Genomic DNA, 25,345 nt, shown 5'->3' with positions numbered 1-25,345 from the left:
AATGATGACGCTGCGCGTGAAGATGACGCTGGTGACGGCGCGTATCGAGGTGTCTCCATCGATACGGCACCCACTCGGCCTACGCAGGCGGGCGGCAGTGTAACAAGTCGTCGGGCGATGGAAAATCAGGACAAATCTGTAGGTGGTTTCAACGGATCTGAATAGCCGGGGCGGATGCAGAGGACGAAAACCGCTCCGGGTTTGTGGTGTGGACGAACGAGGTTGGGAATTCGAGAGTGGTTAGGCTCCTACCGGTACGAGTCCGCCGACCACCCCGATCTTGCGGAACTTCTGATCGCGCTGCGCGATGAGCTGGTCGGTCGGCAGTTCAACCAGGGCATAGAGCTGATTGGCCAAGGCCTTGGCGACCCGGTCGCACATGGCCCGGGGGTCACGATGCGCGCCGCCCAACGGCTCCGGAATCACTTCATCGACGATGCCGAGTCCGACCAGATCCTGCGCGGTCATCTTCAGCGATGCGGCGGCATCCGGAACCTTTGCCGGATCATCGTACAGAATCGCTGCGCACCCTTCGGGAGAAATGACGGAGTAGACGGAATGTTCCAGCATGAGGATGCGGTCGCTCACGCCCAACGCCAGGGCGCCGCCGCTGCCGCCTTCGCCGATGACGACGGAAATGATGGGCACTGACAGTCGAGACATGACGAACAGGTTTCTGGCGATGGCTTCAGACTGTCCTCGTTCTTCCGCGCCGATACCGGGATAGGCGCCGGGGGTGTCGATCAGCGTAATGATCGGACGGCCGAACTTTTCCGCCAGTCGCATGAGCCGCAACGCCTTCCGGTAGCCTTCCGGATTGGGCATACCGAAGTTCCGCTGCATGCGCTCTTTGAGGGTTTTTCCCTTCTGATGGCCGATGATCATCACCGACCGGTCGTTAAAGCGGGCAAACCCTCCTACGATCGCGCGGTCGTCGCCGAAGTTGCGGTCGCCGTGCAGTTCGAGGAATTCACGGGAGAGCTCGTTGATATAGTCGAGGGTCGTGGGCCGCTGAGGATGGCGGGCCAGTTGGGTGCGCTGCCAGGGCGTCAGGGTCGTATAGAGCTGGTGCTCGACCTGCGCGAGTTTCGTCCGGAGCTTGCGGATCTCGTCCTGCGTGCCGGACTTGGGCGACTCGGCGGAGGCCAGCTTCTCGATTTTCTCTTCGAGTTCGCGGATCGGTTTTTCAAAGTCGAGGTAATCTCTCATACTGCTGAACCCCCTTAAGGGTGTTGCCTAGGTTTGCCTAGGTTACCAAAGTGATGGCGCCCTTGCCTAGCACTTCCTCAATATCGGCGACGAAATGCTCGCTGGGAGTGATCTTGACGTTGGGGAGGGGAGAGGTCCGCGCTTCCATCGTGCCGCCGAGGGCCATGACCAGGGAGACGCTCGAGGCACCGGGATATTTCTGGAACACCTGCCGGAGCATCGGCAGTCTGGTGGAGGCCGTCGGTCCGTCGTGCAGGCGAATCATCACCCGCGAAATCCCTGTGTTCTGTAAATCAGCCAGCGGTTCGATTTTGGTCCCGCGCAACTTGGTGCCTTTGTCTCCGCGATCCACGGTGCCCGTCAATCGCACGACCCGTTCCGGCACGATCATGTCGGCATGGTCTCGATACAGATCGGGGAAGGCTATCACTTCTACCAGCCCATGTAAATCCTCCAGCGTGATGTAGGCCATGCGGTCGCCCTTTTTGGTGAGCATGGATTTCACCGCTGTGATGATCCCGCAGAGTTTGACCTCGCGTCCGTCCGGCACATCGGGGATCTGCATCGTCGTGGTGTTGGCGAAGAGCTGGATGGCCGCTTCATACCGCGCCAGCGGATGGGCGCTGATGTAGAAGCCGGTCAACTCCCGCTCGTATTTCAACAGCTCGCCTTGGCTCCATTCGGGAACATCCGGCAGGGCCGGTTCATCCAGTTGCTGCGGCAAGCCGACCGTGTCATCGCCGAAGATGCTGGTCTGGCCGAGCGCGCGCTCTTTCTGGATGCTCATCCCTTCATCCATGGCCTGGTCGAGGACGGCCAGGTATTGCGAGCGTCGTCCGCCCATGGAGTCGAAGGCTCCGGCCTTGATCAGCCCTTCCATCATGCGCTTATTCAACTTGCGTAGATCGACCCGGCGAAAGAGATCGAAGAACGAGCGGAACGGCCCGGTTTCGTTGCGTACTTCGATGATGGCCTCGACGGCTCCTTCGCCGACATTTTTGATCGCCGCGAGCCCGAAGCGGATGCTCTGATCGACGACGGCGAAATTCTTCTGGCTCTGGTTCACGTCCGGCGGCAGCACCGGAATGCCGAGCCCGCGACATTCGGTGAAGTAGCCGACGATCTTGTCGGCGTTGCCCATGTCGGTGGTCATTAGCGCCGCCATGAACTCGGTCGGGTAATGCGCCTTGAGGTAGGCCGTGTGATAACAGACCACCGCATAGGCGGCGGCGTGCGATTTGTTGAAGCCGTAGCCCGCAAACTTCTGGATGAGTTCGTAAAGTTTGTCGGCCTTCTTTTCGGATATTTTCTTCTGTTTTGCGCCTTCCAGGAATTGGACGCGGAGCTTCTCCATCTCCTCGGGCTTCTTTTTACCCATGGCGCGACGGAGAATATCCGCTTGTCCCAGCGAGAAGCCGGCCACCTTGTTGGCGATGGCCATGACCTGTTCCTGGTACACGATGACGCCGTACGTGTCCTTCAGGATGGGCTCGAGTTCGGGCATCTCGTAGGCAATCGGAATCTTGCCCTGTTTGCGTTTGATGAAGTCCGGAATGAGGTCCATCGGGCCGGGGCGATAGAGCGCGATGATGGCGATGATGTCTTCGAACCGGTCGGGCTTCAGCCCCATTAAGAGATCGCGCATCCCGGAACTTTCGAGCTGGAAGACGCCGGTGGTTTTTCCGGACGACAGCAGCGCGAAGGTGTCGGGATCGTCGAACGGCAGTTGCTCGACGCGCAGGGGCGGCTGATCGGGGCGCACCTCGTTGACCAGCGTCTCCGCGCGGTGAATCATAGTGAGCGTTTTTAGTCCGAGAAAGTCGAACTTCACCAGGCCGATTTTTTCGACATCGCCCATCGAATACTGGGTGACGATTTCGTCCTTGGGGCCTTTATAGAGCGGCACGTGTTCGGTGAGCGGCTGATCGGAGATCACGATACCGGCCGCATGGGTGGAGGCATGGCGGGCGAGGCCTTCGAGCGACTGCGCCACGGACATGAGCTCCTTCACCTTCACATCTTTATCGACGAGTTCCTTCAGGCGCGGTTCCTGTTCGAGCGCCTTGTCGAGCGTCATCTTCAAATCGTCCGGGACGAGCTTCGCAATTCGATCCACTTCAGCATAGGGCATTTCGAGCACGCGGCCGACGTCGCGAATGGCGGCCTTGGCCTTCATGGTTCCGAACGTGATGATCTGCGCGACGTGGTCTTCGCCGTATTTCTGGATGACGTAATTGATGACTTCATCCCGGCGATCCATGCAGAAGTCCATGTCGATGTCGGGGAGGGACACACGCTCAGGATTCAAGAATCGCTCGAAGAGCAAGGAATAGACGAGCGGGTCGAGATCGGTGATGCGCAGGGCATAGGCGACGAGGCTGCCGGCAGCGGAGCCGCGTCCAGGTCCGACCGGAATGCCGCGCGAGCGGGCGAACTTGATGATGTCCCACACGATGAGGAAGTACCCGGCGAATCCCATCGAGCAGATCACCGCGACTTCTTCTTTCAAGCGGACCTGATAGGCGATCTCGGGAATGGAGCTCGGCCGTTCCTTGAGGCGCGCCGCCAATCCTTCCATGGCCAACTGCTCCACGTAGGTTTCGCGGGTGAATCCTTCCGGTACCTTGAACTGGGGCAGGTAGGTCTTATTGAGCGCCAGGTCGAGGGTGCAGGCTTCGGCGATCTTGACGGTGTTCGAGACGGCCGTCGGCATTTCCTTGAACTCGGACAGCGCCTGCTCGGTCGATTTGACGTAGAGCTGGTCCGTATCGAACTTCATGCGGTTGGGATCGTTGATGGTCTTGCCGGTCTGCAAGCACAGCATGAGGTCGTGCGGACGGGAGTCTTCCTTCTTCAGGTAGTGGCAGTCGTTCGTGCCGGCGAGCGGGATGTCGAGCTTCTTGTGGATCTCCAGCAGACCGTCGTTGGCGATGCGTTGGTGCTCGAGCCCGTTGGCTTGGAGTTCGAGGTAATAATTGTCCTTCCCGAAAATCTCTCGGTACTCGCCGGCCGCCTTGGTGGCGCCCGCCAGATCTTTCTGTCCGATGAGGTAGGCGACCTCGCCGCTGAGACAACCGGAGAGGCCGATCAACCCTTCGTGGTGCTGTTGAAGAATTTCCTTATCCATCCGCGGTTTATAGTAGAAACCTTCAAGATAGGCTTTGCTCACCAGTTTGATTAAGTTATGGTATCCCTTGAGGTTTGTCGCGAGCAGGATCAGGTGGTAGTAGTCGTTGTGTGCGAGATGAGAATTCTTTTCCAATCGGCTGCCCGGAGCCATGTAAGCTTCGCACCCGATGATGGGTTTGACGCCCGCTTCCTTGGCCTTCCGGTAGAACTCCACCGCGCCGAACATGTTGCCATGGTCGGTCATCGCGACGGCCGGTTGCCCGAACGACTTCACCCGTTGCATCAGGGGTTCGATCTGATTGGCGCCGTCGAGGAGGCTGTATTGGGTATGGAGATGCAGATGAACGAATTGTGAAGCCACGGGCGAATTGTAGTGAGAGGGAAAGTTGAAGTCAAACGGAGGGGAAGGAGGGGGGCTTGGTGGTCTCCTTTGTTCGCGCAACGCGCGGGCTCGGAAGCCCCTCGTTGGACGCGCACAGTCGGAAACCACCAGGCCCCCCTCCATGAAGAGATGGGAGCAGCTGATTCGGAATTCGTTGGACGCGTGCAGTTGGAGGCTACCCTGACCACCCTCCTGGGAAATAAGGGAAGCGAGCTTGGAGGGAGCATTGTGATGATGCGTATCCGAGGATGCAGTTAGGGTGCTATCGAGGCACCATCATTTCCTCATTGCCTCCATTGACAGTTGTGTTGCCCAAGACTAGCCTGTCGCTGTTTTCGACGTGAAGAAGATGCCTGGCGCGAGCCGTGATGCACAGGCGCCGCTGACACCATTCTCCGGAAGACGGATCGTCTGGATGGCCGAACAGAAGGAAGAGAAAGCCAAGCTGCCGCTGACGGGCATCGTGGCCTTGTTGTTGGCGGTGGTCAGCAGCCTCATCATCTATCAGGTCCCGCTCAAGACGTCGCGGCCGATCGACAAGGAAGCGGAGAAGGCTGTGTCTATCGGGGCGGATCGGGTGCAGGCGCGACTCTGGCAGGATCCCTTTGAAGCGGTCTCGACCCACCGACAGAAAGAGGCTGCTGTCGAAAAACAGCCCGATTCGGACGCACACCACACCTTTCTCAAACTGCTGACGGCGGTGTCTCAAGCCGGAGCACCTTCCGATTTTTTATTGTTGCCGGTCTTTGTGGACGGAAGTCCCTATGCCAGCGGAGTCGAGTCGAGGTTGCGGGATCGCTACGCCCTCGTGTCGGCCTTAGGGGCGGCGGGATATCAGCCGGAGTCCGGCGAATCCATCAGATATTTTGTCCGACCGGGAAACGGGCATCTCGTTGTCCCCGTCGAGGCGTTTCTCGGGAGGCCCAAACCGGCTGAGCCAAAGCAGTCTACGCAGGTATTGGTGCTTTGGCTGAAGGAACAGGACTTCAGTCCGAAGCCGCTGCTGTCGCTCAGTGAGCTGGTGACGGAAGTTCAACAGGCGTTCAAGCAGAGTACGGTGTCCTATCGTGTGGTGGGGCCACGCTCCTCCGGTTCGCTGGGCGCCATGGTCGGCGAACTGACGGCCTTGTACGGTGCCGATCAATCCTCGGGCGGCTCGTCCGCGGCTTCTCTTGCTGCCTCCCGGCGGCGGTTGGATTCGCTGAAAGGTGTTCAATTCTATTCATCCTGGGCGACGGCGGCAGATCCGGTTCTGTTGGGTGAACTTCAAGGGCCGGATGCGGCACGCGGCGTGGAGCAGTGGTTCGAGGCGGGCGGACTGCGCTTGATCCGGACCATCGGCACGGATGCCGTGCTGGCAGAGCAACTGGTGGAGGAGCTCAAACGTCGCCGGATCGACCTGACGATTCCGCGGGGGGAGGCTGGGCCGTGCAAGGAGGCAGACTCCGATTCTGCCGCGGTGTCATCCCGGCATTCGGACGGGAAGTGCCGGATTCCTCATATCGCTCTGATCTCAGAATGGGACACGCTCTACGGGAGGTCCCTGCCGCGTACATTCGTCGCGATGGCCCGCAGCCTGGCGGAGACAGGGACTGATCGCGCGATGAGAGGCTTCGAGTATCACTTTAATCGCTTGCGCAGTGAACAGTATCCGGACTGGGTGCACCGCTATTCGTACCTGGCCGGCCTCGACGGCGAGCTGCCGCCCAAGAATACCGAGAAGGATTCCGGTGGCGCTCAGACGAAAGGAAAAATCGGAGACGGGGGACTGCGTGTGGAGCAGAGTCCGGCGGAGACGCCCGCCGGCCGCAGTCAGTTGGACTATCTTCGACGGCTGGTTGAAACCCTCAAGCGCGAAGAAGCGAGTAACGACGGCGAGTTCAAGGCCATTGGCGTGTTGGGCAGCGACGTGTATGACAAGCTGATGATTCTCCAGGCTTTGCGGAGCGACTTTCCCCACGCCCTGTTTTTCACGACCGATCTCGATGCACGATTGACCCATCCGAGCCAGCTCCAGTGGACCAGGAATCTGGTGATCGCGTCCCATTTCGGTCTGGAACTTCATCCGTTGATTCAGACACCCATTCCGCCGTTTCGCGACAGTTATCAGACCGCGTTGTTCTATTCGGTGCTGCGGGCCGTGAATGATATCGTGCCGGGCCCGGGCCCGGGCGAACTGCAGATTCCGGCGACGGTGACGTTCCCGAAGACGGTGCCCCCGCGGTTGTATGAAGTCGGGCGTCATGGCCCCGTCGATATCAGCCTCGATGGACCCTACGATGCCGGTCGGCGACCGGAGGCGCTTCCGAACCTGCATCTTCCGCGTCCCGATCTGGACCCGGATACCGGTGAATTGCGCGTGCTCAGCCCGCAGACGATTGTGTTGTTCTTATCTGCCCTCAGTCTCATGGCCCTCTGTGCGCTGTTGATCAACAGCGAGTTGTGGCAATGGGCGCAATCTCGTTGGGTCCAGGGAGCTGTGGTCGGTCTTGTCTTGATGGTGTGCCTGTTGCTCGGCCTGCTCTGCTGGGCGATGAGCGATCGAACGGCGGGTGAACCCTTCTCGCTGACCGACGGGATCAGTGTCTGGCCGACCACGGTGCTCAGGCTTCTCGCATTCCTGCTCTGTCTGCTCTTTCTCGGACATTCGTGGAGACGGCTGCGAGACAATGAAAAGCAGCTGAGCCGCCGTTTCCGGTTCCTCCGTCCACGGGCGCCGCTCTCGATTCAGGCCGGCTCACTCGTCGGCATTCACCACTGGCGTCCGCAACCGAGGGGCGATGCGGAGGCGGCTCTGTTGTGGCGGGAATATCGGGCGTTGGGGAGCTGGAAGGAGCGACTTGTGCGCATCGTGCCGCAGGCGCTGTGTTATCTGGGGTTCGGGGCCCTGTTGCTGGTGATCTCCGGATTTCCGGTGATGCCTTGCCGCGGGTCGGCCTGTTTTACGATCAGCTATGCCGTACTGGGGTTCAGTGTCCTGGCCATGACGCTGTTGATGTTTTATGTCGTCGATGCGACGCGGCTCTGCCGGCGTTTGATCAAAATCATGGTCGGCACGACTATTTGGTGGTCGGACCGGCTGCTCGTCCGGGAGGCTGCGAAGCGGGGAGTGGACCAGGCCTATGTACATGAGTGGATCGCGGTGGAGTTCATTGCCAAGCGCACGGCGGTCATCAGCGCCATGATTTATTATCCGTTCGTGGTGGTGTTCCTCATGGCGGTTGCCCGGCACAGTTATTTCGACCGGTGGGACTTTCCGCTCGGTCTCATGGCGATTTTCGGGGTGAACGCCGCCTATGCATTCGGGAACGGGGTGTTTCTGCGTCGTTCCGCCGAACAGGCCAAACGAGCCGCCGTCGTCCAATTGAAGTCCCGGCTCGATGGATTATCCGGCGAAGTCGTCTTCAAGAAGGAAAAGCGGAAGCAGGTCGAACGAATGGTGGCGTTGATCGAGGACTATCAGGAGGGCGCGTTTCTGCCGTTCACCCGCCATCCGTTGTTCGGGGCGATTGCGCTCCCGACCGGGGGCACCGGTCTCCTGTTCCTGCTGGAGTACCTGGCGACGATCTTCTGACGGTCTCGTGTCCGGTCGGTGTGCTGTGCTATGCAGTGCAGGGTGAGATGAGAGGGGAGTGAGCCACGGCAACCGCGTTGTTTGAAGCCTGCGATCATGCTTAAGAAACCCACAGGCAACCGTCCATCGGTGAAAATGCCTGCCGAAGAAGTCATAGCTGATCCCAGCCGGACCATGCGGGCACAAACGCCTGAAGAACAGGCACAGGCGCTGATTTACCGGGCCTGGGAGGCGCGGACTCAACGACAAGCTGCCGCCCTGGCCCGCAGGGCGCTGGAGATGTTTCCCGACTGTGCAGACGCCTACACCGTGTTGGCAGGGGCGGAGGCACGTTCAGCTGAGGAGGCTCGGGTGTTGTATGAGCATGGAGTCGATGCCGGACGGCGGAGCCTCGGCCAAGCCTTTTTTGACGAGCACAGGGGACACTTCTGGGGCATGATCGAAACCAGACCGTACATGCGCGCGCGCCAGGGGCTGGCCGATTGTTTGTGGGCTCTAGGCCGGAAGCGAGAATCTCTTGCGCATTGCGAAGCGTTGTTAGAGCTGAATCCTGACGACAACCAGGGCATTCGCCATGGATTGTTGAGTCGCTATCTTGCGCTGGGGAACGATATTGGAGCCGCACGACTCTTTCGTGACTATGCGCACGACGCCTCCGCCGCGTTTCTGTGGAGCCGCGTGTTGCTCGACCTTCGCCGGGGAGACCAGGTCGCAGCAAAGGAGCATTTGGTCCTGGCGATGCACGGCAATCCGCACGTGGCGGGGTTCTTTGCCGGCAAGCGGAAACCGCCGGCTCGCTTGCCGGAACGCTATAGTCCCGGCGACCGGAACGAAGCGGTCTTGTATATTGCGAACTTTGCCGAAGCCTGGCTGGCATCGGCTGATGCGATGGATTGGTTGACCGGTCAATTGGGGAACTGAGCTGAGCGAGCGGTATCGAATCACTGTGTGGGTACTTCTCTCAGCATCTCGTCCTTGCTTCGCGTGACCGGACCTGGTACAGTGCAGAGGTTCGCGTAAGACCTTCTGTAGCCGGGGGCAGCAGCCCTTGAATCTCTGAAGTCTTACGCGATTGTTGTTTGTGCCCGCAGATGTGCCGTCTCCGCTGAGCCTACCGCCGAAGGTTGTTCCTCCGTCGTTTGCACCGCCAGCTCGTCACCGCCGTGGGAATCTTTCTTTACCTGTTCTAGAGGTGTCTCGTTGTTTCACGAATTCTGTTCCGTTCTCCGGGCATTCCTCCGCCATGCGGCAGGGAGTCTGTATCACATCGTCATCGTCGCCATGAGCGCAGGCATTGCGCTCCTCCTGCCGGCCGGAGCCGGCCGGTTCCTGTCGTTCTGGTCGCAGGTGGAACATGACACATTTTCACTGATTGCGGTCGAGATGACCGCCGCCGTTCTGTTGATGGGCTGCTTCAACTATGTCCACCGCAGTTTGCGGGATCGGGCGCTCGCCGAAGCAGCGCTCGGCGCCGGACTCGTCTCGTTCTTTCCCCGGCGCGGGCCGGAGGCGCGCCGGCGTATTCAAGCGTTGAAAGATGAGCAGGGCTCCGGTCGTTCGGTGATGGTCATTGGATCCAGTGGAGCCGGAACTCTGGTGGACCAGGTCGGCGATCTGTCGTCGGTCCTCGACAAATGCCTGGAGGCCAAGATCCTCCTCGTGAATCCGTTCAACCGGGATGCGCGCGCCCGTATGCAGGCCTTGGCCCATCCTGCTTGCACGTACCCGGCCTTTCGTGAAGAGGTTCGGCAGAGCATCGCGCTACTCAAGCGTCTGAAGGCGATCGGCAAGGTCGTGAAGCTGAAGCTCTATGCCGATGCTCCGCTGGTCAAACTGGTGATCCTCGGTGACTCTCTCTGGTTGCAGCATTACCATGCCGATCTGGATAGTCAGAACATGCCGGAGTATGTCTTGCAGCGGAACCGCAAGGAGCACGGTCTGTATACGTTCTATGCCCACTACTTCATGCAGCGATGGGAGAGCCTCGAGTTGCCTGAATACGATCTGGATACCGACGAACTGGTGTACCGCAGTCGAACCGGTCAGGAGATCCGGCGGGAGCCGGTGGAGATCGGGGCTGCTCCGGTTGCCGCACATTCCGCGGAAACTGCGCGGGTCGATACGCGCGAGGCGTTTCAATTGCTGCACGCGCCGGGTCCGTACCTGCCGGTTCGCGGGTACGATCTGGAGTAAGGCAGGTTTTCCTTTATTCCTCACCACCTGTTCGGAACATCGATTGTTCCCTGCCGAGACATCGCGGTCGCTGTGGTATTACTATGGCGCTATGGCGGTCACGTCGATGCATCGATGTATCGGCCCGGATAGACGAGGGGGAGGAGTGAGGGACCATGGGTAATGGAGTGGAACGACGCGCAGTCTCGCCGATGACGACGTTCTTTTCATACGGATTCCGGCCGTTTTTCCTGGGAGCTGCACTGTTCGCCGGTGTGGCGATTCCCGTCTGGATTCTGATCCTGGCCGGAACCGGGAATCCGGTCCTGCTCTCCGCCGCTCGCGACTGGCATGTGCATGAGATGCTCTTCGGATTTCTCCCTGCGGTGATCGCCGGCTTCCTCCTCACGGCGGTGCCTAACTGGACGGATCGTCCGGCGATTCAAGGCAGGGAGCTGATGATCCTCTTCATCCTATGGCTGGCCGGGCGTGCGGCCATGGCGAGTTCCCTGCTGGTACCGCTGTTCGCGGCCGTCGTGGATGCGGCGTTTCTGGTGGTATTGGTGGGTCTGTTATGGCGGGAACTTGCGGCCGGGCACAGCTGGAACCATGCACCGGTAGGCGTGGCGATCAGTCTGTACGCCGCCGCGAATGTGACCTTCCATGTTCTTGCACTGAAGGGCGCGGAGACGGACCTTGCGCTGCGGCTCGCGCTCGCGCTGGACCTCTTCCTGCTGACCTTTATCGGCGGACGACTCACGCCGAACTTTACGCGAGAATTTCTGGCGGGTCACGGAAAGAAGGAACGACCTGCACCGTTTTCCCGCTTCGATGCACTCTCGATCGCGCTTGTCCTCATGGGCGCGCTGGCCTGGACGATGCTCCCGGCGGCGCCGGCGACGGGCTGGATCTTTCTCGCTGCCGGGGCCGTGAATCTCGGTCGGCTCGTGCGCTGGTACGGCTGGCTCACGTGGCGTGAACCGCTCGTGCTGAGCCTGCATGTGGGGTACGGCTGGCTCGCCTTGTCGATGCTGGCTCTGGGGTGCGCGCTGCTGGGAATCGGGCTCGCGAAAGAAGATGCGGTGCATGCATTGACCACCGGTGCCGTCGGTGCGATGACCCTGGCGGTCATGACCCGCGCCAGCCTCGGCCATACGGGCCGTCCCAAACGGGCCGGTGCCGCGACGGTCTGCATCTATGGGTTGGTGATCCTCGGCGCCACGTTGCGGGTCTTCGCTCCCGGCACCGGTCTTCCGACAAATCTGGTCTTGGGCTCCGCCGGGGCTGCATGGAGCGGGGCCTATCTGCTGTTTGCTCTGGTCTATGGGCCGTATCTTGTTCGCCCCAGCCTGGATGAATGAGGGAAGGGGAAGAGGGCTGAGGGCCTGCCGATCGGTGAAGTAGTGGAGGTGGTTGACGCGGTGCAGGTGGTCGGGAACCCGGATGGACCGACGTGCTGCCGGTTAGAGTTCCTCGCCGTACTTCAGGAAGTGCTGCTCCTTGGCGCCGTCGATCCAATTGTCGTGTCGGATGCGATCGGGGAACGTATTGAGCTCCGAAGCCATGTGTTCGACGTCTTGCTCCTTCCACTCGGCGATTTGCCGGAACGTGAACATCCCCATGCGATTGAGGACGCGTTCCATCACCGGGCCGATCCCGTGGATCTGTTTGAGATCGTCTTTTTGGGCCGGGTGACCTTTTCCTGCACCCCGTTTTGTTGTGGCGCTGCCGGTTGATCCTGACTCGGTGGTTCCCGTCGACTTGGCTTGCGCGCTGAACCGCTGGGCTACGCGATACTCGACGAGTCGTTTGCGGAGCGCTCCGATCTCTTCTTCCCGCTCGCTCACATCCATCACACGACGCTCTTCGGCCTCGCGGAGCGCAAGGTCTTTTTTCTCCACCTCGCCCCGGAACATCTCCAACTCTTCGACGGTTGCCTGTAGACGCTGAATCTCCGCGTCCCGCTCCTGCAATGTTTCGCCGAATCGCGCGAGGTCTTCCTGGCTTTGTGTTCGCAGATTGGCGAGGTCCAGCTCGATCGCAGTGAGGCGTGCCTGGGTCCGGGCGAGGTCCTGTTCCTTGGCCTGCAGCATGGACGACGCGCGGGCGCGATCCTGTTCCTGTTCGCGCTCCAATCGGCGGCTCTTTTCCAGGAACGGTTCCAACTCTTCCGTACGGGCGCGCAGTCGGGCGATCTCGGCATCTTTCGGCGCCAGTTGCTCCACCCAGGTTTTTAAGGTGGCAATCTCCTGGTCGCGGGCAATCAACACGTCTTCGGCATTCTCCATCTGTGCCTGCATCTCGGCAAATCCAGTCGATTGTGCCTTGATCTTGGCTTCGGCTTCTTCGACCTCGCGTCGGAGGGTATCCCGTTCACGTTCGGCGGCATGCAGGCGTACACCCTTTTCCCGGACTTCCGTCTGCAAGGTGGTGAGTTGTTCGACCTTGGTGGCGAGATCGGCGGTCAGGTCTTTGAGGGCCGCTTCGGAGGTGATCATCTTGCCTTCCAACATCTGGACGGCAGAGGTGCGCACCTTCAACTCGTGGTTGAGGGTATCCAGCTCATGTTCACGCCCACGGAGTCGGGTGGCGATTTCGGACAGCTGCTGACGTTTTTCAGACGTGGCAAAGCTGCGCAGCAGCCAGCCCATCATCAGTCCGATGGTCGCCGCCACCAGCAAGCACCCCACCATTTGCAGAATCATGGCTCCCATAGATTCACCGTTCCTCTTTCACGCGAAATTCGATGCGCCGGTTCTTCTTCGACGCGGCGCGCGTCCGGTCCTGGCTCAGGGGGCGCGTCGATCCATAACCGACGGCGGTCAGCCGATTCGGCACCTGATGTTCCACGAGGTATTGCCGGACCGCCTCCGCTCTGGTGCGGCTCAATTGGAGGTTGTAGTCGGGGTCGCCGTAGGAATCGGTGTGACCGCCGATTTCGATGATGGCCTCGGGTGCCCGCTTGAGTGCGGGAACCAGCTTGTCGACCACGGCTCGCCCCTTGGAGGTGAGAACCGCGCTGTTACTTTCGAATGCGATATGCTCGCCCCGCAAAATCTCATCCAACCCGGCTTGGACCTGGGCCCGGGATGCATGGGGCGCCGGTGAGGGCTGGCTTGCCGACGAAAGGTTCGCCGGGCTCGTCGAGCCTGCCGATGCGACAGCGACCTGATCCTGCACGTGAACGGATGTGCCGAGCAGTGAGGCCACTTCGTGGAGAAGTTTGTTCTTCAGATCTGTGCCGGTCACGGTCCCTTTGACGGTGGCGGTTTGACCTGAGAGGGAGACCGTGGCCTGATGGTGCTGGAGTGTCATGACCTGTGTGAGGAGCGCGGGGAGGGCGGCTTCCCATCCAGCGGCCTGGCCGTCTTCGAGGACCTCCAGATTGTCGGTGACCCGTAACCTGAGGCTCTTGGCAAGATCCTGTGCGCGCGCTAGCGCGGCGGCTTTGGTCTCTTCGCTGGCCACCGCGCCGGACAGTGTCAGGTGGCCGTTTTCAAGGTGGGCACTGAACGCGGGATGACCGGTCGCCGACGACGTCACCGGCAGATGCCGAGGGATACAGAGGAATGCCAACAATGTGAGGGCGAAGAGTCCTACGCCGAAAATAATTCCGCGCGACATGCGCAAGCCTTTATCGTCTCAGGTACGAGGCCCCGCTGCGGCATCGAGTCGCCGTGGGCTGGTGTCGTTTCAAGACTTCGAGTGTTACTTGATTAAGCTGATGCGTGATCTCTGTCGGCGCATCTCTATCGGCGGAAGGGTATCACATCACCAGCACTCATGCTAGCCTGGATTCTTCGGAAGAGGCCGGATTCTGCCGGGTGATTTCGTGCCGCGCAGCCGTGCCGTTCGGGGGTCGGGTTGAGGGGTGTTCGGCTTGCAGTCGCCGTGAGCCATCTGGTATTGTCACGGCGCTTTTCGTCTAGCTCATGGTTTCCCACCCACACGATATCAATAGTTGAAGGAGTTCATCATGGCCAGCATTGCGCGGGCACTGATCAGTGTTTCTGATAAGACCGGAGTCGTCGAGATGGCGAAGGGGCTGGCGGCCCTGGGCGCCGAAGTATTGTCCACCGGTGGAACCGCGAAAGCCTTGCGTGAGGCCGGCGTGGCTGTCACCGACGTGGCCGCCTATACGGGATCGCCGGAGATCCTGGACGGGCGCGTGAAAACATTGCACCCGAAAATTCATGGCGGACTCCTCGGCCGCCGTCGTGTGCCCGATCATGTGGCGCAGATGCAGCAGCACGGCATCGGCAACATCGATGTGGTGGTGGTCAATCTCTATCCCTTCGAGTCGACGATCGCGAAGCCCAATTGTCCGTTCGAAGAGGCCATCGAAAATATCGATATCGGCGGGCCGTCGATGTTGCGATCCGCCGCAAAGAATCATGAAGACGTGTTGGTGCTGGTCGATCCCGCCGACTACGGCCGGGTGCTGGAGGCGCTGAAGTCCGGTTCCGTGACGCCCGCGCTGCGACGCGAATTGGCCATGAAGGTGTTTCAGCACACGGCCCGGTACGACAGTCTGATCGCCGGGTATCTTGAAAAGCAGGTCCAGGGGAGCGAGGTGAAATTCCCCGCCATCCTCTCGCTGCAGTTCGAGCGGGTGGAAACACTGCGTTATGGAGAAAATCCGCATCAGCAAGGGGCCTTCTATCGTGAAATGAATGCCAAGGAACCCGCCGTGTCGCGCGGGAAAATCCTGCACGGCAAGGCCATGTCCTACAATAACTTCCTCGACTCCAATTCGGCGCTTGAGCTGGTGAAAGAGTTCGATCAGACCGCTGTGGCGATCATTAAGCACAACAATCCCTGCGGCTGCGCGCTCGGCGCGACGCCGGTGGAAGCCTATGTGAAAGCGCGCGCGACCGACCCCGTGTCGGCATTCGGCGGCGTGATTGCGTTCAACCGTCCCGTGGATCTGGCTGCGGCCAAGGAAATCACCTCGACCTTCGTGGAGGTGGTCATCGCGCCAGGCTTCGCTGAGGACGCGCTGGCTGAACTCAAGCGCAAGAAGGACATCCGCCTCCTGGACGTGGGACCGCTGAGCAAGGCGACTGCGGAAGGATATGACCTCAAGAAGCTGGTCGGTGGATTGATCGTGCAGGATCGCGATCTGGGGACGATCAAGGACATCAAGGCACTGGCGGTTCCGACCTCGCGCAAGCCGACCGAAGAAGAATATGCGGCCTGTGCGTTTGCCTGGGTGGTCTGTAAACATGTGAAGTCGAACGCCATCATCTACGGGCGGCCGGGCGAAATCGTCGGAATCGGGGCCGGACAAATGAGCCGGGTGGACTCGGTGAAACTGGCCGTCATGAAAGCCCAGTCGCCTGTGAAGGGCTGCGTGATGGCATCCGATGCATTTTTCCCGTTCCGTGACGGCATTGATGCGGCGGCGGAAGCCGGCATTACCTGTGTGATTCAGCCGGGCGGTTCAATCCGCGATCCTGAAGTGACGAAGGCTGTGGACGAACACGGGATGGCGATGATACTGACCGGTATGCGCCACTTCCGCCACTAATCGGCTTCTGAAACTGGCCGCCAGCTGCGTTCTCAGTCAGCCAGATGCTTCAACGTACCAACGATGGTACGCCTCAGCCTCTGGCTTCCCTGCGGCCTTGCTGGACGACCATTTTGAGAAGCCTCAGGTGTGAGCATCGTGTGCACTTCCCATAAAGTAAAGGTTGAGCTGTGAAGATTCTTGTTGTCGGTGGCGGTGGTCGGGAACATGCCATGGTGTGGAAGATCGCCCAAAGTCCGCGGAAGCCGGAAATTTTCTGTGCACCGGGGAATGCCGGCATCGACGGTCTCGCCACCTGTGTCCCGATCAAGGCCGACGATATCGAGGGTCTCAAGGCGTTTGCGCTCAAGGAGCAGATCGATCTCACCGTAGTCGGCCCGGAAGCGCCGTTGGCGTTGGGCATTGCGGATGAATTCCGCAAGGCACGACTGAAAATCTTCGGTCCGACCAAGGCCGCCGCTCGCCTGGAATCCAGCAAGAGTTTCTCCAAAGACATCATGGGCGCCAATCGAATCCCCACCGCGGCTGCACGCAGCTTTGAGCGTATGGACCAGGCGTTGGCCTATCTGGACGAGCAGCCGGTTCCGATCGTCGTGAAGGCCGACGGACTCGCGCAGGGCAAAGGGGTGGTCGTGGCCACGACGCGCGAGGAGGCCAAGCAGGCGGTTCGCGATGCCATGGAAAAGTCCCTGTTCGGCCAGGCCGGACATCGTGTGTTGATCGAAGAGTTTCTGGACGGCGAAGAGTTGACGCTCATGGCCTTCACCGACGGGAAAACCGTGGTCCCCATGGTGCCGGCTCAGGACCACAAACGAGTGGGAGATGGGGACAGCGGACCCAATACCGGCGGCATGGGCGCCTATGCCCCGGCGCCGATCGCCACGGCCGCGCTTCGTGAACAGGTGACGCGTCAGGTGCTGCAGCCGACGGTGGATGCACTGGCCCGTCTGGGTTGCCCCTTTCAAGGAGTGCTCTACGCTGGCCTCATGGTCGTGAAGGGAATCCCGTATGTGCTGGAGTTCAATGCGCGCATGGGGGATCCTGAAACGGAAGTGGTGCTGCCGCTCCTGAAAACCGATCTTGTCGAGGTGATGGAGGCGGTGGTCGAGCACCGTCTGGATGAATTGACGGTGGAATGGCATCCGGAGACGGCCGTGTGCGTCGTGATGACCTCGCCGGGTTATCCCGGTTCCTATCCGACCGGCCTTCCCATTCAAGGGCTGCCTGCTCCATCCGATGAATCACGGGTCGCGGTGTTCCACGCCGGCACGAAACGGGAGTCGGGGCGTGTGGTGACCGCGGGCGGACGAGTTCTGGCGGTCACTGCCTGGGGGCCGTCGTTGCTCGATGCACGGGCGCAGGTGTATCAAGCCGTGCCTTCGATTTTATTTGAAGGCCGCCATTATCGAACCGATATCGCGCATCGGGCCTTGCCGCACAAGATCTGATCCGGGCAGTTTCCGGTCTTCTTACTCCATGGCTCTGGTCCTTCCCTTTACCGACACCACCTGCGATCGCGTTCTGCCTGATGTCCGGCGGGTGCTGGATGCGCATGGCGTCATCGCGCTGCCCACCGAAACGTATTACGGTTTGGCGGTCAGCCCGACGGATACAGCGGCGCTGCAGCGATTGATGGAATTGAAAGGTCGGCCGGCGGATAAGCCGATCTTAGTGCTCATCGGAAGTCCGGACCAATTGCCTCAGTTGGTGCGTTCCGTTCCTCCCGCCGCCGCCCTTCTCATGGAACTGTTCTGGCCCGGGCCGTTGACGATCGTGTTTCCGGCGGCGCCTGACTTGCCGGCGCTGTTGACCGCGGGGACCGGAACGATCGGGGTGCGGCAGTCTCCGTTGCTCCAGCTTCAGCATTTGTTGCAGGGTACAGGACCACTGACCGGGACCAGCGCCAATCGTTCTTCAGAACCCCCGCTCGACGACGCCGTGGCCGTGCAGCGCACATTGGGAGCAGGGGTGGAGCTCATTCTGGATGGAGGGCGCACGCCGGGAGGGCTGCCGTCCACCATGGTGGACGCGCGAGACCGCCCGCATCTGCTTCGAGCCGGGGCCCTTTCCACGGATCTCATTCGCGCAGCGCTGGCGCGGCAGGGATTCGAACTTTCATCATGATTTGATGCTCGGTTGTCGGTATAATTCACCCTCATGGGAGGATCACTTATGCTCATTCGTTCACGTCGCGCGGTGATGGGACTGTCTACGCTCGGGGTCGGTGCGATGCTTCTGCTGTCGGGGTGCGATTTCTGGCCGCCGGCTCTTCAGGCTCAGATCGAACAGTTGCACTCGGAAGCCCAACAGGCGGCCGCAGATAAGGCGCTGCTGCAGAATCAGCTCAACGCCGCGAACAAGGCGAAAGAGGAACTGCAGATTCGGGTGGAAGATTTGACGCGGGTGAACAAAGAAAAGTCGGCGATGATCGCGAATCTGGAACATACGATCGCCGCCGCAAGAGAACGCGCGGTGAAAGCCACGAAGAGCAATGCCGTCAAGCCGGTCGCTAAACCAGCCGTGAAGAAGTCCGTCAAGCCGACGCACAAGCCCGCCGCGAAGTCCTCAGTCAGGTCCCACACCACCAAAAAAACAAAACCTGCCCCGGTGAGGTAAATACTTCGCCGCTCCTGTTGCCGGTGGAGTCCTTCCCTTCTGCACGCCGAACCGATACACGTTGAACAAATCGTCAACGGTGTGCTGCCTGGTTCGGTGATTCCACGTACTGGAGGGAGACACGTCGGGCCTACAACACTGCAGCGTACCGTCTCGCCGGCGTCCAGCGACCTGAGGCTCCTCTGCCGTCGCGCCGCAGGCTTCGCTGCGGCTTCACCGAGCAGCGAGTTCGAATGGCCTGAGGAGGATGTGCAGGGAATGCCTGACCGCCGCCGGTGCTGAAGCGCACAGGGGCTAGGCAGCCCTCCGGCAGGAGCCTGCTAGGTGCTTGAGGACGATGAGGAGCTTGAGCCAGAGGTGCTCGGGCTCGATGTGGAAGTGCTTGTACTCGTCGATGCCGTCGAACTTGAAGCTGCCGCAGCGGCGGGCGCCGGCGTTGTCGTAGAACTCGTGCTTCCGCCTTCAGAGGAAGCCGGTGCTTTTGTTTTATCCGTGGTGGAGGCCGCTGGTTTCTCGGAGGTATCGCTTCCCGAGCCGGGTTTCATTTTGTCCGAATAGTCGGTGATATACCACCCGCTCCCTTTGAACATGATGGCAGGGGACGAGATCAGTTTCGTCACTTCTTTTCCGCACCGCGCGCATTCCTTGATGGGCTCGTCCTTAATGCTTTGCTTCACCTCGAAGCGGTGGGCACAGCTCGTACATTGATATTCATATATTGGCACGGGTCATTCCTCCTCTGATCAGCTAGCGTCGCGCGCTGTCCTGATGCTCGATTTGCCCGGATCCGCGGCGCCATCTGGTAGTAGCTTCGATATCGAGAAAATCAAGTGCTATGAAAGGCTCAGATCCTCTGAGCTTAGGACAACCGGCGGAGCGCCGCATCGATACGGGTCAGTCCTCGCTCGATCGCTTCCATGGCGGTCGCATAGGACAGCCGAATGTGGACGTCGCTGCCGAACGGTTCACCGGGCACCACCGCCACCTGGGCTTCATTGAGTAGATAGGTCGCCAGGTTCGCTGCGGAGCCGATGGGCTGATCCTTCCAGCGCTTGGCCAGCAGGCCGCTCACATTCGGGAAGGCATAAAACGCTCCCGTGGGCATGCGGCAGGCCACGCCGGGCATCTTGTTGAGACGCTCGACCATCACGCGTCGGCGACGGTCGAATTCCGTCACCATGGTTTTGGTAAAGGGATTTCCAAGGCGAAGCGCGGCCACCGCAGCCTTTTGCGAAATCGAACAGGGGTTCGAGGTGCTCTGGCTTTGAATATTCGCCATGGCCGTCAGCAAAGGCTTGGGTCCCGCGGCGTACCCGATGCGCCAGCCGGTCATGGCGTAGGCTTTTGAGACCCCGTTGATGACGACGGTTCGAGCCGCCACTTCCTGGCTCAAGGTCGCAATGCTGATGTGCTGGGTGCCGTCGTAGAGCACTTTCTCGTAGATCTCGTCCGAGATGATCACCAGGTCGTGGCGTAGGGCTACGGCCGCAATACCTTCGAGGGTTTTCCGATCGTAGGTGGCGCCGGTCGGGTTACAGGGACTGTTGACAATGATGGCTTTGGTCCGTGGCGTGATGACGGCTTCCAGCGCTTCCTGGCTGATCGTATACCCGTCCTCCTCCCGCGTCTGGAGCAGGACGGGCGTGGCGTCGTTGAGCAGGGTCTGGTCCTGATAGGAGACCCAGAAGGGAACGGGGATGATTAGTTCATCGCCGGCTTCAAGCAGGGCCTCCGCCAGGTTGTAAAGTGAATGTTTGGCGCCGCAGGAGACGAGGATCTGGGACTTGTCGTACTGGAGGCCTTGCTCCTCCTTCAACTTATCCGCGATCGCTCCGCGCAATTCATCGATGCCCGACGACGGCGTATACTTCGTGAAGCCGGCGCGAATCGCGGCTTCTGCCGCGGCCTTCACGGGTTCGGGTGTATCGAAGTCCGGTTCTCCGGACGCGAAATCGATGACATCGATCCCTTGGGCCGCCATCGACTTGGCGGTGGCGGTAATGCTGAGTGTGGGAGAGGGGACAATCCGTCCGACACGGGCTGCAAGTTTCATCCTTTGAAACTCCGAATTCGTTCTTGGATCCTCCGAGCCACTTCGGGATGCACAAAATCCTTGAGTGATCCGCCGTGGCTGGCGACATCCTTGATGATGGTGGAAGACAAATAGGAATATTCCTCACTGGGCATCAGGAAGACCGTTTCGACGGTCTCCGCCAGCTTGCGATTGACGAGTGCCATTTGAAACTCGTGTTCGAAATCCGAAATCGCCCGCAGCCCTCGCAGAATAGCATGGGCGCCGCTGCTCCGCACAAAATCCACGAGGAGCCCTTCGAAGGTCGTCACCTCCAGGTTCGGGAGATCCTTCGTGACGAGGCGAACCATCTCCAGTCGTTCCTTCGCACTGAACAGCGGATGTTTGGACGGGTTGGGTGCGATCGCCACGATCATCTTCTCGAACATGCGGAATCCGCGCCGGATGATGTCGCTGTGTCCGTGCGTGATCGGATCGAATGTGCCGGGATAGACGGCGATCTTCATTGTGGTTGGGCTGCCTTCGCTGTCACGTGAAATCGTGTGAGCGCGGTGTCGCCGTAGTCGTATCGTTTGACCTGCGAGAGCAGGCCAAGGGTCTGCGGGATCTCCGCTTTCTTCCCGTGCTCGATGACCACCACGGCGTCGTCGGCCAGCCATCCGGCGCTCCACTCCTGGGCCATTGCGATCAGTTCGGGGGTCAACTGGTAGGGTGGATCACAGAACACAATGTCGTAGGGGCCCGACCATTCGGTTGCCCGACGGAAAAACTGGCTGACCTGGCAGGCGCAGACATTGGCGGATTGCTGCAGGCCGCATTGCTCAAGGTTCGAGTTGACCAGGCGCAGGGCCTGACGATCGGCTTCCACAAAGGTCACGTGGGCCGCTCCGCGGCTCAGCGCTTCAATTCCGATCGAGCCGGTACCGGCATAGAGGTCGAGCACACGAGCTCCCGTGGTCCGTTCGCCAAGGATCGAAAAGAGGGCCTCTTTCACTCGGTCGGACGTCGGTCGAATCGCCTGTCCTCTGGGACCAAGCAACCGTCGGCCCCGATGAAGCCCTGCGATGACGCGCATGATCGTATTCGGGTGAGAGCCATTCGTCTCTGGCTAAGAAGTGAGAGACTCTAACACAGCGTTTTTGAAGGGGTCAAGGTGACCGGGTGTGATGAGGAGGATGGGGGCGCCGAAAAGGTCTTCTCCCCGCCGAGGGGCGGGGAGCGCTGCAGACGTCGAGGAGGAGTGCGCGCGCTTTGACGCGTGGGAAGCGGCTCGCTATAATCGGGCGACACCAAGACTCGGTTCACGCGGGCTGAGGGGGTGGCCGAAATTCCAGGCTCGTCACACCACCACATCACACAGAGAACAGAGCAGCGAACGCGCCGGACTAGCGGGTCGCGACAGGCTGAGCTTCGCGAGCGGCGAGGCTCTTTCTCCGATTCGCCGAAATCGTCCGATCGATGATGGCTCCACAGTTAATGCACTTCCAGGCGTAGAAAATGAGGAAGAAGTCTGAGAACCGTTCCAACATCATCATGCCTTTGCACTTCGGACATTCCATTTGCTCCTCCTGGGTGGTGACGTTTACAGCTGTGTCACCTCTCAAGCAAGAGCTGCACCAAAATGTAAAATGTAATTATTTCAATTGGTTATGTCAGTCGACTGCCTAGCAGGAGATCGGTTAGGCGTCAAGTCTCCGGCACAAAAAGGTGCAAGCCGACATTTTTTTGTCGCAGGAAGTCATCGATGACACCCAAAAAAACAGGGCGCGGGATCGGAAAGTGGCCTGAGACTGAACGTCCACGTGAACGTTTGCTCCGCGAGGGGGCCGAAAGCCTCTCGGATGCGCAATTGCTGGCCATTCTGTTGCGCGTGGGACGTCAGGAAGCCTCCGCTGTCAAAGTCGGCATGGAGGTGCTTGATCGTGTCGGAGGCATCTTCGGTCTCCTACATTGCAGTGCCGAGGAGCTTTGCGCCATTCCTGGAGTGGGGCCTGCCAAGGCCGCGCAGTTGAAGGCGGCCGTAGAAGTCGGGAAACGCGCGGTGTCTGCGCCGCTCACGACCGGGACGCGCATCAGCTCGAGCGCCGACCTGTTTCAGCATTACCACGCACGGTTGCGGGATTTACGGCACGAGATTTTCGCCGTGGTGCTGCTGGACGCCAAGAACCAAGTCATCCGCGACGTGACGATTTCTGAAGGCAGTCTGACCTTGAGTATCGTGCACCCGAGGGAAGTCTTTATTCCCGCCATGCGTGCGTCTGCAGCCGGAGTCATTTTCCTCCACAATCATCCCAGCGGGGATCCCACGCCGAGCCAGGAAGACCGGGTGTTGACGGCCAGGCTGGTGTCTGCCGGTTCTCTCCTCGGAATTCAAGTTCTGGATCACCTCATTGTGGGGGACGGCCGGTATGTCAGTTTTGCCGACCAGGGGTGGCTGAACGGGGAAGGCGTGAGGGCATGAACCGCGGCAATCGATTGCACTCGCTTTCTTCCCGGCAGAATTCGATCGGATGTTTTGAGAAAGGATGGCATCACCTGCACGTGTCACTCTAACCAGGCCCATTGCGGCCGCCGACTCACCGGAGGAGGTCATCATGAACGTTCCCCTCACCGAATCCATCAGGAATGTGGCTGTGGTATCGCATGCGGGATCGGGCAAAACCTCATTAGTCGAAGCGCTGGCCTACTGTGCGGGTAGTCTCCCCGCTCCCGGCTCTGTCTTCGCCGGAACCACGGTGTCGGATTTTGAACCGGAAGAAATCCACCACCGAACCTCTCTCAGCACCGCCGTTCTTCGTTGCTCCTATCAGGATCGAGTGCTCAATCTTCTGGATACCCCGGGCTCGCCCAGCTTCATTGGTGAGACGCGATCGGCACTGCGTGCGGCAGACGGCGTGATAGTGGTCGTGAGTGCGGCAACAGGCGTGCGCAGCGCCCTCCAGCGGCTCTGGTCGATGATCCGTGATTCCGGGTTGCCCTGTGTCGTGTTCGTCAACGATCTGGACAAGGACGGCACGGCGTTCGACAGCACGGTGGAAGCTCTGACCAAGGAATTGGAGATGACTGCTGTTCCGCTGATCCTGCCGATGGGCAACGGTGTGCAACTGGGCGACATCGTGGATCTGCTGCAGAATCGTGTGGTGACGTCGCGTCCCGACCGTCCGCAATCGCAACAGGGGCCGGTGCCGCCTGAGTGGCATGAGCGGGTCGATCAAGCCAGACGTCGCGTGATGGAGCTCGTGGCAGAGGGGGACGAGGCGTTGCTCGAACGCTATTTGACCGACGGCGCCTTGACGGAGGAGGCCTTACTGAAGGGACTGCAGACCGGAGTTCAATGCGGGTCGCTGGTACCCATTGTCGGAGGATCCGCCATTCGACACATCGGTGTGCATACGCTCTTGCAGAGTCTCGTTGATCTATTGCCCTCACCGGCCGGTCGGGCTCACGTCGCGCCCTTGCAGGGGATAGGTCTGATTGAGGGGGGAGAGCCGATCAGCAGGAGTCCGGTGCCCACTGAGCCGTTCTCAGGCCTCATATTCAAGACCCTCATCGATCCCTTCATCGGTCGTCTTTCTTACATTCGGGTGTATTCGGGAACCTTAGAGGCGGATACCGCTATCTACAATTCCACGCGGCAGGTCAGAGAGCGAGGCGGGCACCTGTTCTCAATTTTCGGCAAAAAATACATGCCGATCACGCGTGCGACGGCCGGCGAGATCGTGGCGATCGGCAAGCTGAAGGATACGGTGACGGGGGATACGCTCTGTGATGAGCATGCTCCGATCCGATATCCCGGGATTCCATTTCCCAGGCCGGTGGTGTCGTTTGCGATCGAGCCGAAATCGAAGACGGATATCGAAAAGGTGAGCCTGGGGCTGCATAAGTTGATCGAGGAGGATCCGAGCCTGGAGTTCGTGCGGCATATCGAGACGAAGGAGATGGTCCTGAGCGGCATGGGCCAATTACACATCGATGTCGCGTTGGAAAAACTGCACCGCAAATACGGCGCGGACGTGATGGTGCACGCGCCGAAAATTCCTTATCGGGAAACGATCCGCAGCGTGGCTCAGGCACAGGGGAAGTATAAGAAGCAGACCGGCGGGCATGGCCAGTATGGTGATTGTTGGTTGGAAGTCGGTCCGTTGCCGCGCGGCCAGGGGTTCGAGTTCGAGAATAAAATCGTCGGCGGCGCGATTCCGCGCAATTTCGTGCCGGCGGTCGAAAAGGGTGTCGTGGAGGCACTGCATGAAGGGCCGCTTGCCGGGTATCCTGCCGTCGATGTGCGGGTGACCGTCTACGATGGCTCCTACCATGTGGTGGATTCATCCGAGTTGGCCTTCAAAATCGCCGGGTCGATGGGAGTGAAAAAAGCGCTGGAAGCGGCCCACCCGATCTTGCTGGAGCCGCTGATGACGGTTGAAGTCGAGGTGCCCGCCGAATGTGTGGGGACGGTCCTTGGCGACCTCAATGCGAGACGGGGCCGGATCCTCATGGTCGAAGCGAACGGTCATATTGAAATCGTCAAGGCCCTGGTGCCGCAAGCCGAGATGCTCAATTATGCTGCGTCATTAAATTCAATGACGGGAGGGCAGGGGAGCTACGCGATGGAATATGCGCACTACGAAGAGGTGCCACGCGAGTTGGCCGGCCGGATCATTGAGGAACACAAGATGGAGCGCCACGGGGCCGTGGCGCATTGAG

19 protein-coding genes are annotated in these 25,345 nt (G+C 60.1%); 10 read left to right on the top strand and 9 right to left on the bottom strand.

Features of this window, described 5'->3' with window-relative positions; all coding sequences use genetic code 11:
• Positions 1-240: 240 nt before the first annotated feature.
• Positions 241-1,209, bottom strand: coding sequence for an acetyl-CoA carboxylase carboxyltransferase subunit alpha (locus H8K11_10515; GenBank protein ID MCS6264179.1), 969 nt, complete (start codon positions 1,207-1,209; stop codon positions 241-243).
• Between the two features lie 37 nt (positions 1,210-1,246).
• Positions 1,247-4,699, bottom strand: a complete 3,453-nt coding sequence (locus H8K11_10510; protein ID MCS6264178.1) for a DNA polymerase III subunit alpha — start codon at positions 4,697-4,699, stop codon at positions 1,247-1,249.
• A 436-nt stretch (positions 4,700-5,135) separates the two neighbouring features.
• On the opposite strand from H8K11_10510, the gene H8K11_10505 reads away from it, so the two are divergent.
• From H8K11_10505 to H8K11_10490, 4 genes are all read left to right on the top strand, one after another.
• Positions 5,136-8,294, top strand: a complete 3,159-nt coding sequence (locus tag H8K11_10505) for a hypothetical protein (GenBank protein MCS6264177.1) — start codon at positions 5,136-5,138, stop codon at positions 8,292-8,294.
• 96 nt (positions 8,295-8,390) lie between these two features.
• The gene (locus H8K11_10500) at positions 8,391-9,215 is read left to right on the top strand and encodes a hypothetical protein (protein MCS6264176.1); all 825 of its coding nucleotides are present in this window, start codon (positions 8,391-8,393) and stop codon (positions 9,213-9,215) included.
• A gap of 279 nt (positions 9,216-9,494) precedes the next feature.
• Complete coding sequence (locus H8K11_10495) at positions 9,495-10,487, top strand: hypothetical protein (protein MCS6264175.1); 993 nt, start codon at positions 9,495-9,497, stop codon at positions 10,485-10,487.
• A 155-nt stretch (positions 10,488-10,642) separates the two neighbouring features.
• Positions 10,643-11,827 carry an NnrS family protein gene (locus H8K11_10490; GenBank protein MCS6264174.1) on the top strand — a complete coding sequence of 395 codons (1,185 nt, stop codon included), beginning with the start codon at positions 10,643-10,645 and terminating at the stop codon, positions 11,825-11,827.
• 102 nt (positions 11,828-11,929) lie between these two features.
• Here H8K11_10490 and H8K11_10485 read toward each other — a convergent pair whose 3' ends face one another.
• Together H8K11_10485 and H8K11_10480 are read right to left on the bottom strand one after the other, a co-directional pair.
• Positions 11,930-13,180 (bottom strand): hypothetical protein, encoded by a 1,251-nt coding sequence (locus tag H8K11_10485; GenBank protein ID MCS6264173.1) that lies wholly within the window; start codon positions 13,178-13,180, stop codon positions 11,930-11,932.
• Between the two features lie 4 nt (positions 13,181-13,184).
• On the bottom strand, positions 13,185-14,090 hold the full coding sequence (locus H8K11_10480) for an OmpA family protein (GenBank protein MCS6264172.1): 906 nt from the start codon (positions 14,088-14,090) through the stop codon (positions 13,185-13,187).
• Between the two features lie 352 nt (positions 14,091-14,442).
• Here H8K11_10480 and purH point away from each other — a divergent pair, with 352 nt between their 5' ends.
• The 4 genes from purH to H8K11_10460 all read left to right on the top strand — a co-directional run bounded on the left by purH (position 14,443) and on the right by H8K11_10460 (position 18,612).
• Positions 14,443-15,996: a bifunctional phosphoribosylaminoimidazolecarboxamide formyltransferase/IMP cyclohydrolase gene (gene purH, locus H8K11_10475; GenBank protein MCS6264171.1), complete on the top strand. Its 1,554-nt coding sequence runs from the start codon at positions 14,443-14,445 to the stop codon at positions 15,994-15,996.
• A gap of 170 nt (positions 15,997-16,166) precedes the next feature.
• Entirely contained in the window at positions 16,167-17,444 is a 1,278-nt protein-coding gene (gene purD, locus H8K11_10470; GenBank protein ID MCS6264170.1) for a phosphoribosylamine--glycine ligase, read from the top strand.
• A gap of 28 nt (positions 17,445-17,472) precedes the next feature.
• A complete protein-coding gene (locus H8K11_10465) occupies positions 17,473-18,120 on the top strand; it encodes a threonylcarbamoyl-AMP synthase (protein ID MCS6264169.1) in 648 nt (215 codons plus the stop codon).
• A gap of 48 nt (positions 18,121-18,168) precedes the next feature.
• A complete protein-coding gene (locus tag H8K11_10460; GenBank protein MCS6264168.1) occupies positions 18,169-18,612 on the top strand; it encodes a hypothetical protein in 444 nt (147 codons plus the stop codon).
• Positions 18,613-18,932: 320 nt separating this feature from the next.
• Here the strand turns inward: H8K11_10460 and H8K11_10455 are convergent, their stop codons facing one another.
• The 5 genes from H8K11_10455 to H8K11_10435 all read right to left on the bottom strand — a co-directional run bounded on the left by H8K11_10455 (position 18,933) and on the right by H8K11_10435 (position 22,203).
• Complete coding sequence (locus H8K11_10455; protein MCS6264167.1) at positions 18,933-19,337, bottom strand: hypothetical protein; 405 nt, start codon at positions 19,335-19,337, stop codon at positions 18,933-18,935.
• A gap of 134 nt (positions 19,338-19,471) precedes the next feature.
• Positions 19,472-20,665, bottom strand: a complete 1,194-nt coding sequence (locus H8K11_10450) for a pyridoxal phosphate-dependent aminotransferase (protein MCS6264166.1) — start codon at positions 20,663-20,665, stop codon at positions 19,472-19,474.
• Positions 20,662-21,150 (bottom strand): pantetheine-phosphate adenylyltransferase, encoded by a 489-nt coding sequence (gene coaD, locus H8K11_10445; GenBank protein MCS6264165.1) that lies wholly within the window; start codon positions 21,148-21,150, stop codon positions 20,662-20,664. The genes H8K11_10450 and coaD overlap by 4 nt, the downstream gene beginning before the upstream one ends.
• Positions 21,147-21,719, bottom strand: a complete 573-nt coding sequence (rsmD, locus tag H8K11_10440) for a 16S rRNA (guanine(966)-N(2))-methyltransferase RsmD (GenBank protein ID MCS6264164.1) — start codon at positions 21,717-21,719, stop codon at positions 21,147-21,149. The genes coaD and rsmD overlap by 4 nt, the downstream gene beginning before the upstream one ends.
• A gap of 310 nt (positions 21,720-22,029) precedes the next feature.
• Positions 22,030-22,203 carry a hypothetical protein gene (locus tag H8K11_10435; protein ID MCS6264163.1) on the bottom strand — a complete coding sequence of 58 codons (174 nt, stop codon included), beginning with the start codon at positions 22,201-22,203 and terminating at the stop codon, positions 22,030-22,032.
• Positions 22,204-22,388: 185 nt separating this feature from the next.
• On the opposite strand from H8K11_10435, the gene radC reads away from it, so the two are divergent.
• Positions 22,389-23,105: a DNA repair protein RadC gene (radC, locus tag H8K11_10430; GenBank protein MCS6264162.1), complete on the top strand. Its 717-nt coding sequence runs from the start codon at positions 22,389-22,391 to the stop codon at positions 23,103-23,105.
• 133 nt (positions 23,106-23,238) lie between these two features.
• Positions 23,239-25,344, top strand: a complete 2,106-nt coding sequence (locus tag H8K11_10425) for an elongation factor G (GenBank protein ID MCS6264161.1) — start codon at positions 23,239-23,241, stop codon at positions 25,342-25,344.
• Position 25,345 lies beyond the last annotated feature (1 nt).

Source organism: Nitrospira sp., assembly GCA_024998565.1.
Classification (GTDB): domain Bacteria; phylum Nitrospirota; class Nitrospiria; order Nitrospirales; family Nitrospiraceae; genus Nitrospira_A.
The sequence above is the reverse complement of the archived record's forward strand: the minus strand, read 5'-3'. Positions and strand labels throughout refer to the sequence as shown.

Bases quoted from the DNA above. Each gene is read 5' to 3' on its own strand.
- H8K11_10515 (MCS6264179.1), bottom strand. From the start codon at position 1,209: ATGAGAGATTACCTCGACTTTGAAAAACCGATCCGCGAACTCGAAGAG.
- H8K11_10505 (MCS6264177.1), top strand. From the start codon at position 5,136: ATGGCCGAACAGAAGGAAGAGAAAGCCAAGCTGCCGCTGACGGGCATC.
- H8K11_10500 (MCS6264176.1), top strand. From the start codon at position 8,391: ATGCTTAAGAAACCCACAGGCAACCGTCCATCGGTGAAAATGCCTGCC.
- H8K11_10490 (MCS6264174.1), top strand. From the start codon at position 10,643: ATGGGTAATGGAGTGGAACGACGCGCAGTCTCGCCGATGACGACGTTC.
- H8K11_10485 (MCS6264173.1), bottom strand. From the start codon at position 13,180: ATGGGAGCCATGATTCTGCAAATGGTGGGGTGCTTGCTGGTGGCGGCG.
- H8K11_10480 (MCS6264172.1), bottom strand. From the start codon at position 14,090: ATGTCGCGCGGAATTATTTTCGGCGTAGGACTCTTCGCCCTCACATTG.
- purH (MCS6264171.1), top strand. From the start codon at position 14,443: ATGGCCAGCATTGCGCGGGCACTGATCAGTGTTTCTGATAAGACCGGA.
- H8K11_10465 (MCS6264169.1), top strand. From the start codon at position 17,473: ATGGCTCTGGTCCTTCCCTTTACCGACACCACCTGCGATCGCGTTCTG.
- H8K11_10460 (MCS6264168.1), top strand. From the start codon at position 18,169: ATGCTCATTCGTTCACGTCGCGCGGTGATGGGACTGTCTACGCTCGGG.
- H8K11_10450 (MCS6264166.1), bottom strand. From the start codon at position 20,665: ATGAAACTTGCAGCCCGTGTCGGACGGATTGTCCCCTCTCCCACACTC.
- coaD (MCS6264165.1), bottom strand. From the start codon at position 21,150: ATGAAGATCGCCGTCTATCCCGGCACATTCGATCCGATCACGCACGGA.
- rsmD (MCS6264164.1), bottom strand. From the start codon at position 21,719: ATGCGCGTCATCGCAGGGCTTCATCGGGGCCGACGGTTGCTTGGTCCC.
- H8K11_10435 (MCS6264163.1), bottom strand. From the start codon at position 22,203: ATGGAATGTCCGAAGTGCAAAGGCATGATGATGTTGGAACGGTTCTCA.
- radC (MCS6264162.1), top strand. From the start codon at position 22,389: ATGACACCCAAAAAAACAGGGCGCGGGATCGGAAAGTGGCCTGAGACT.
- H8K11_10425 (MCS6264161.1), top strand. From the start codon at position 23,239: ATGAACGTTCCCCTCACCGAATCCATCAGGAATGTGGCTGTGGTATCG.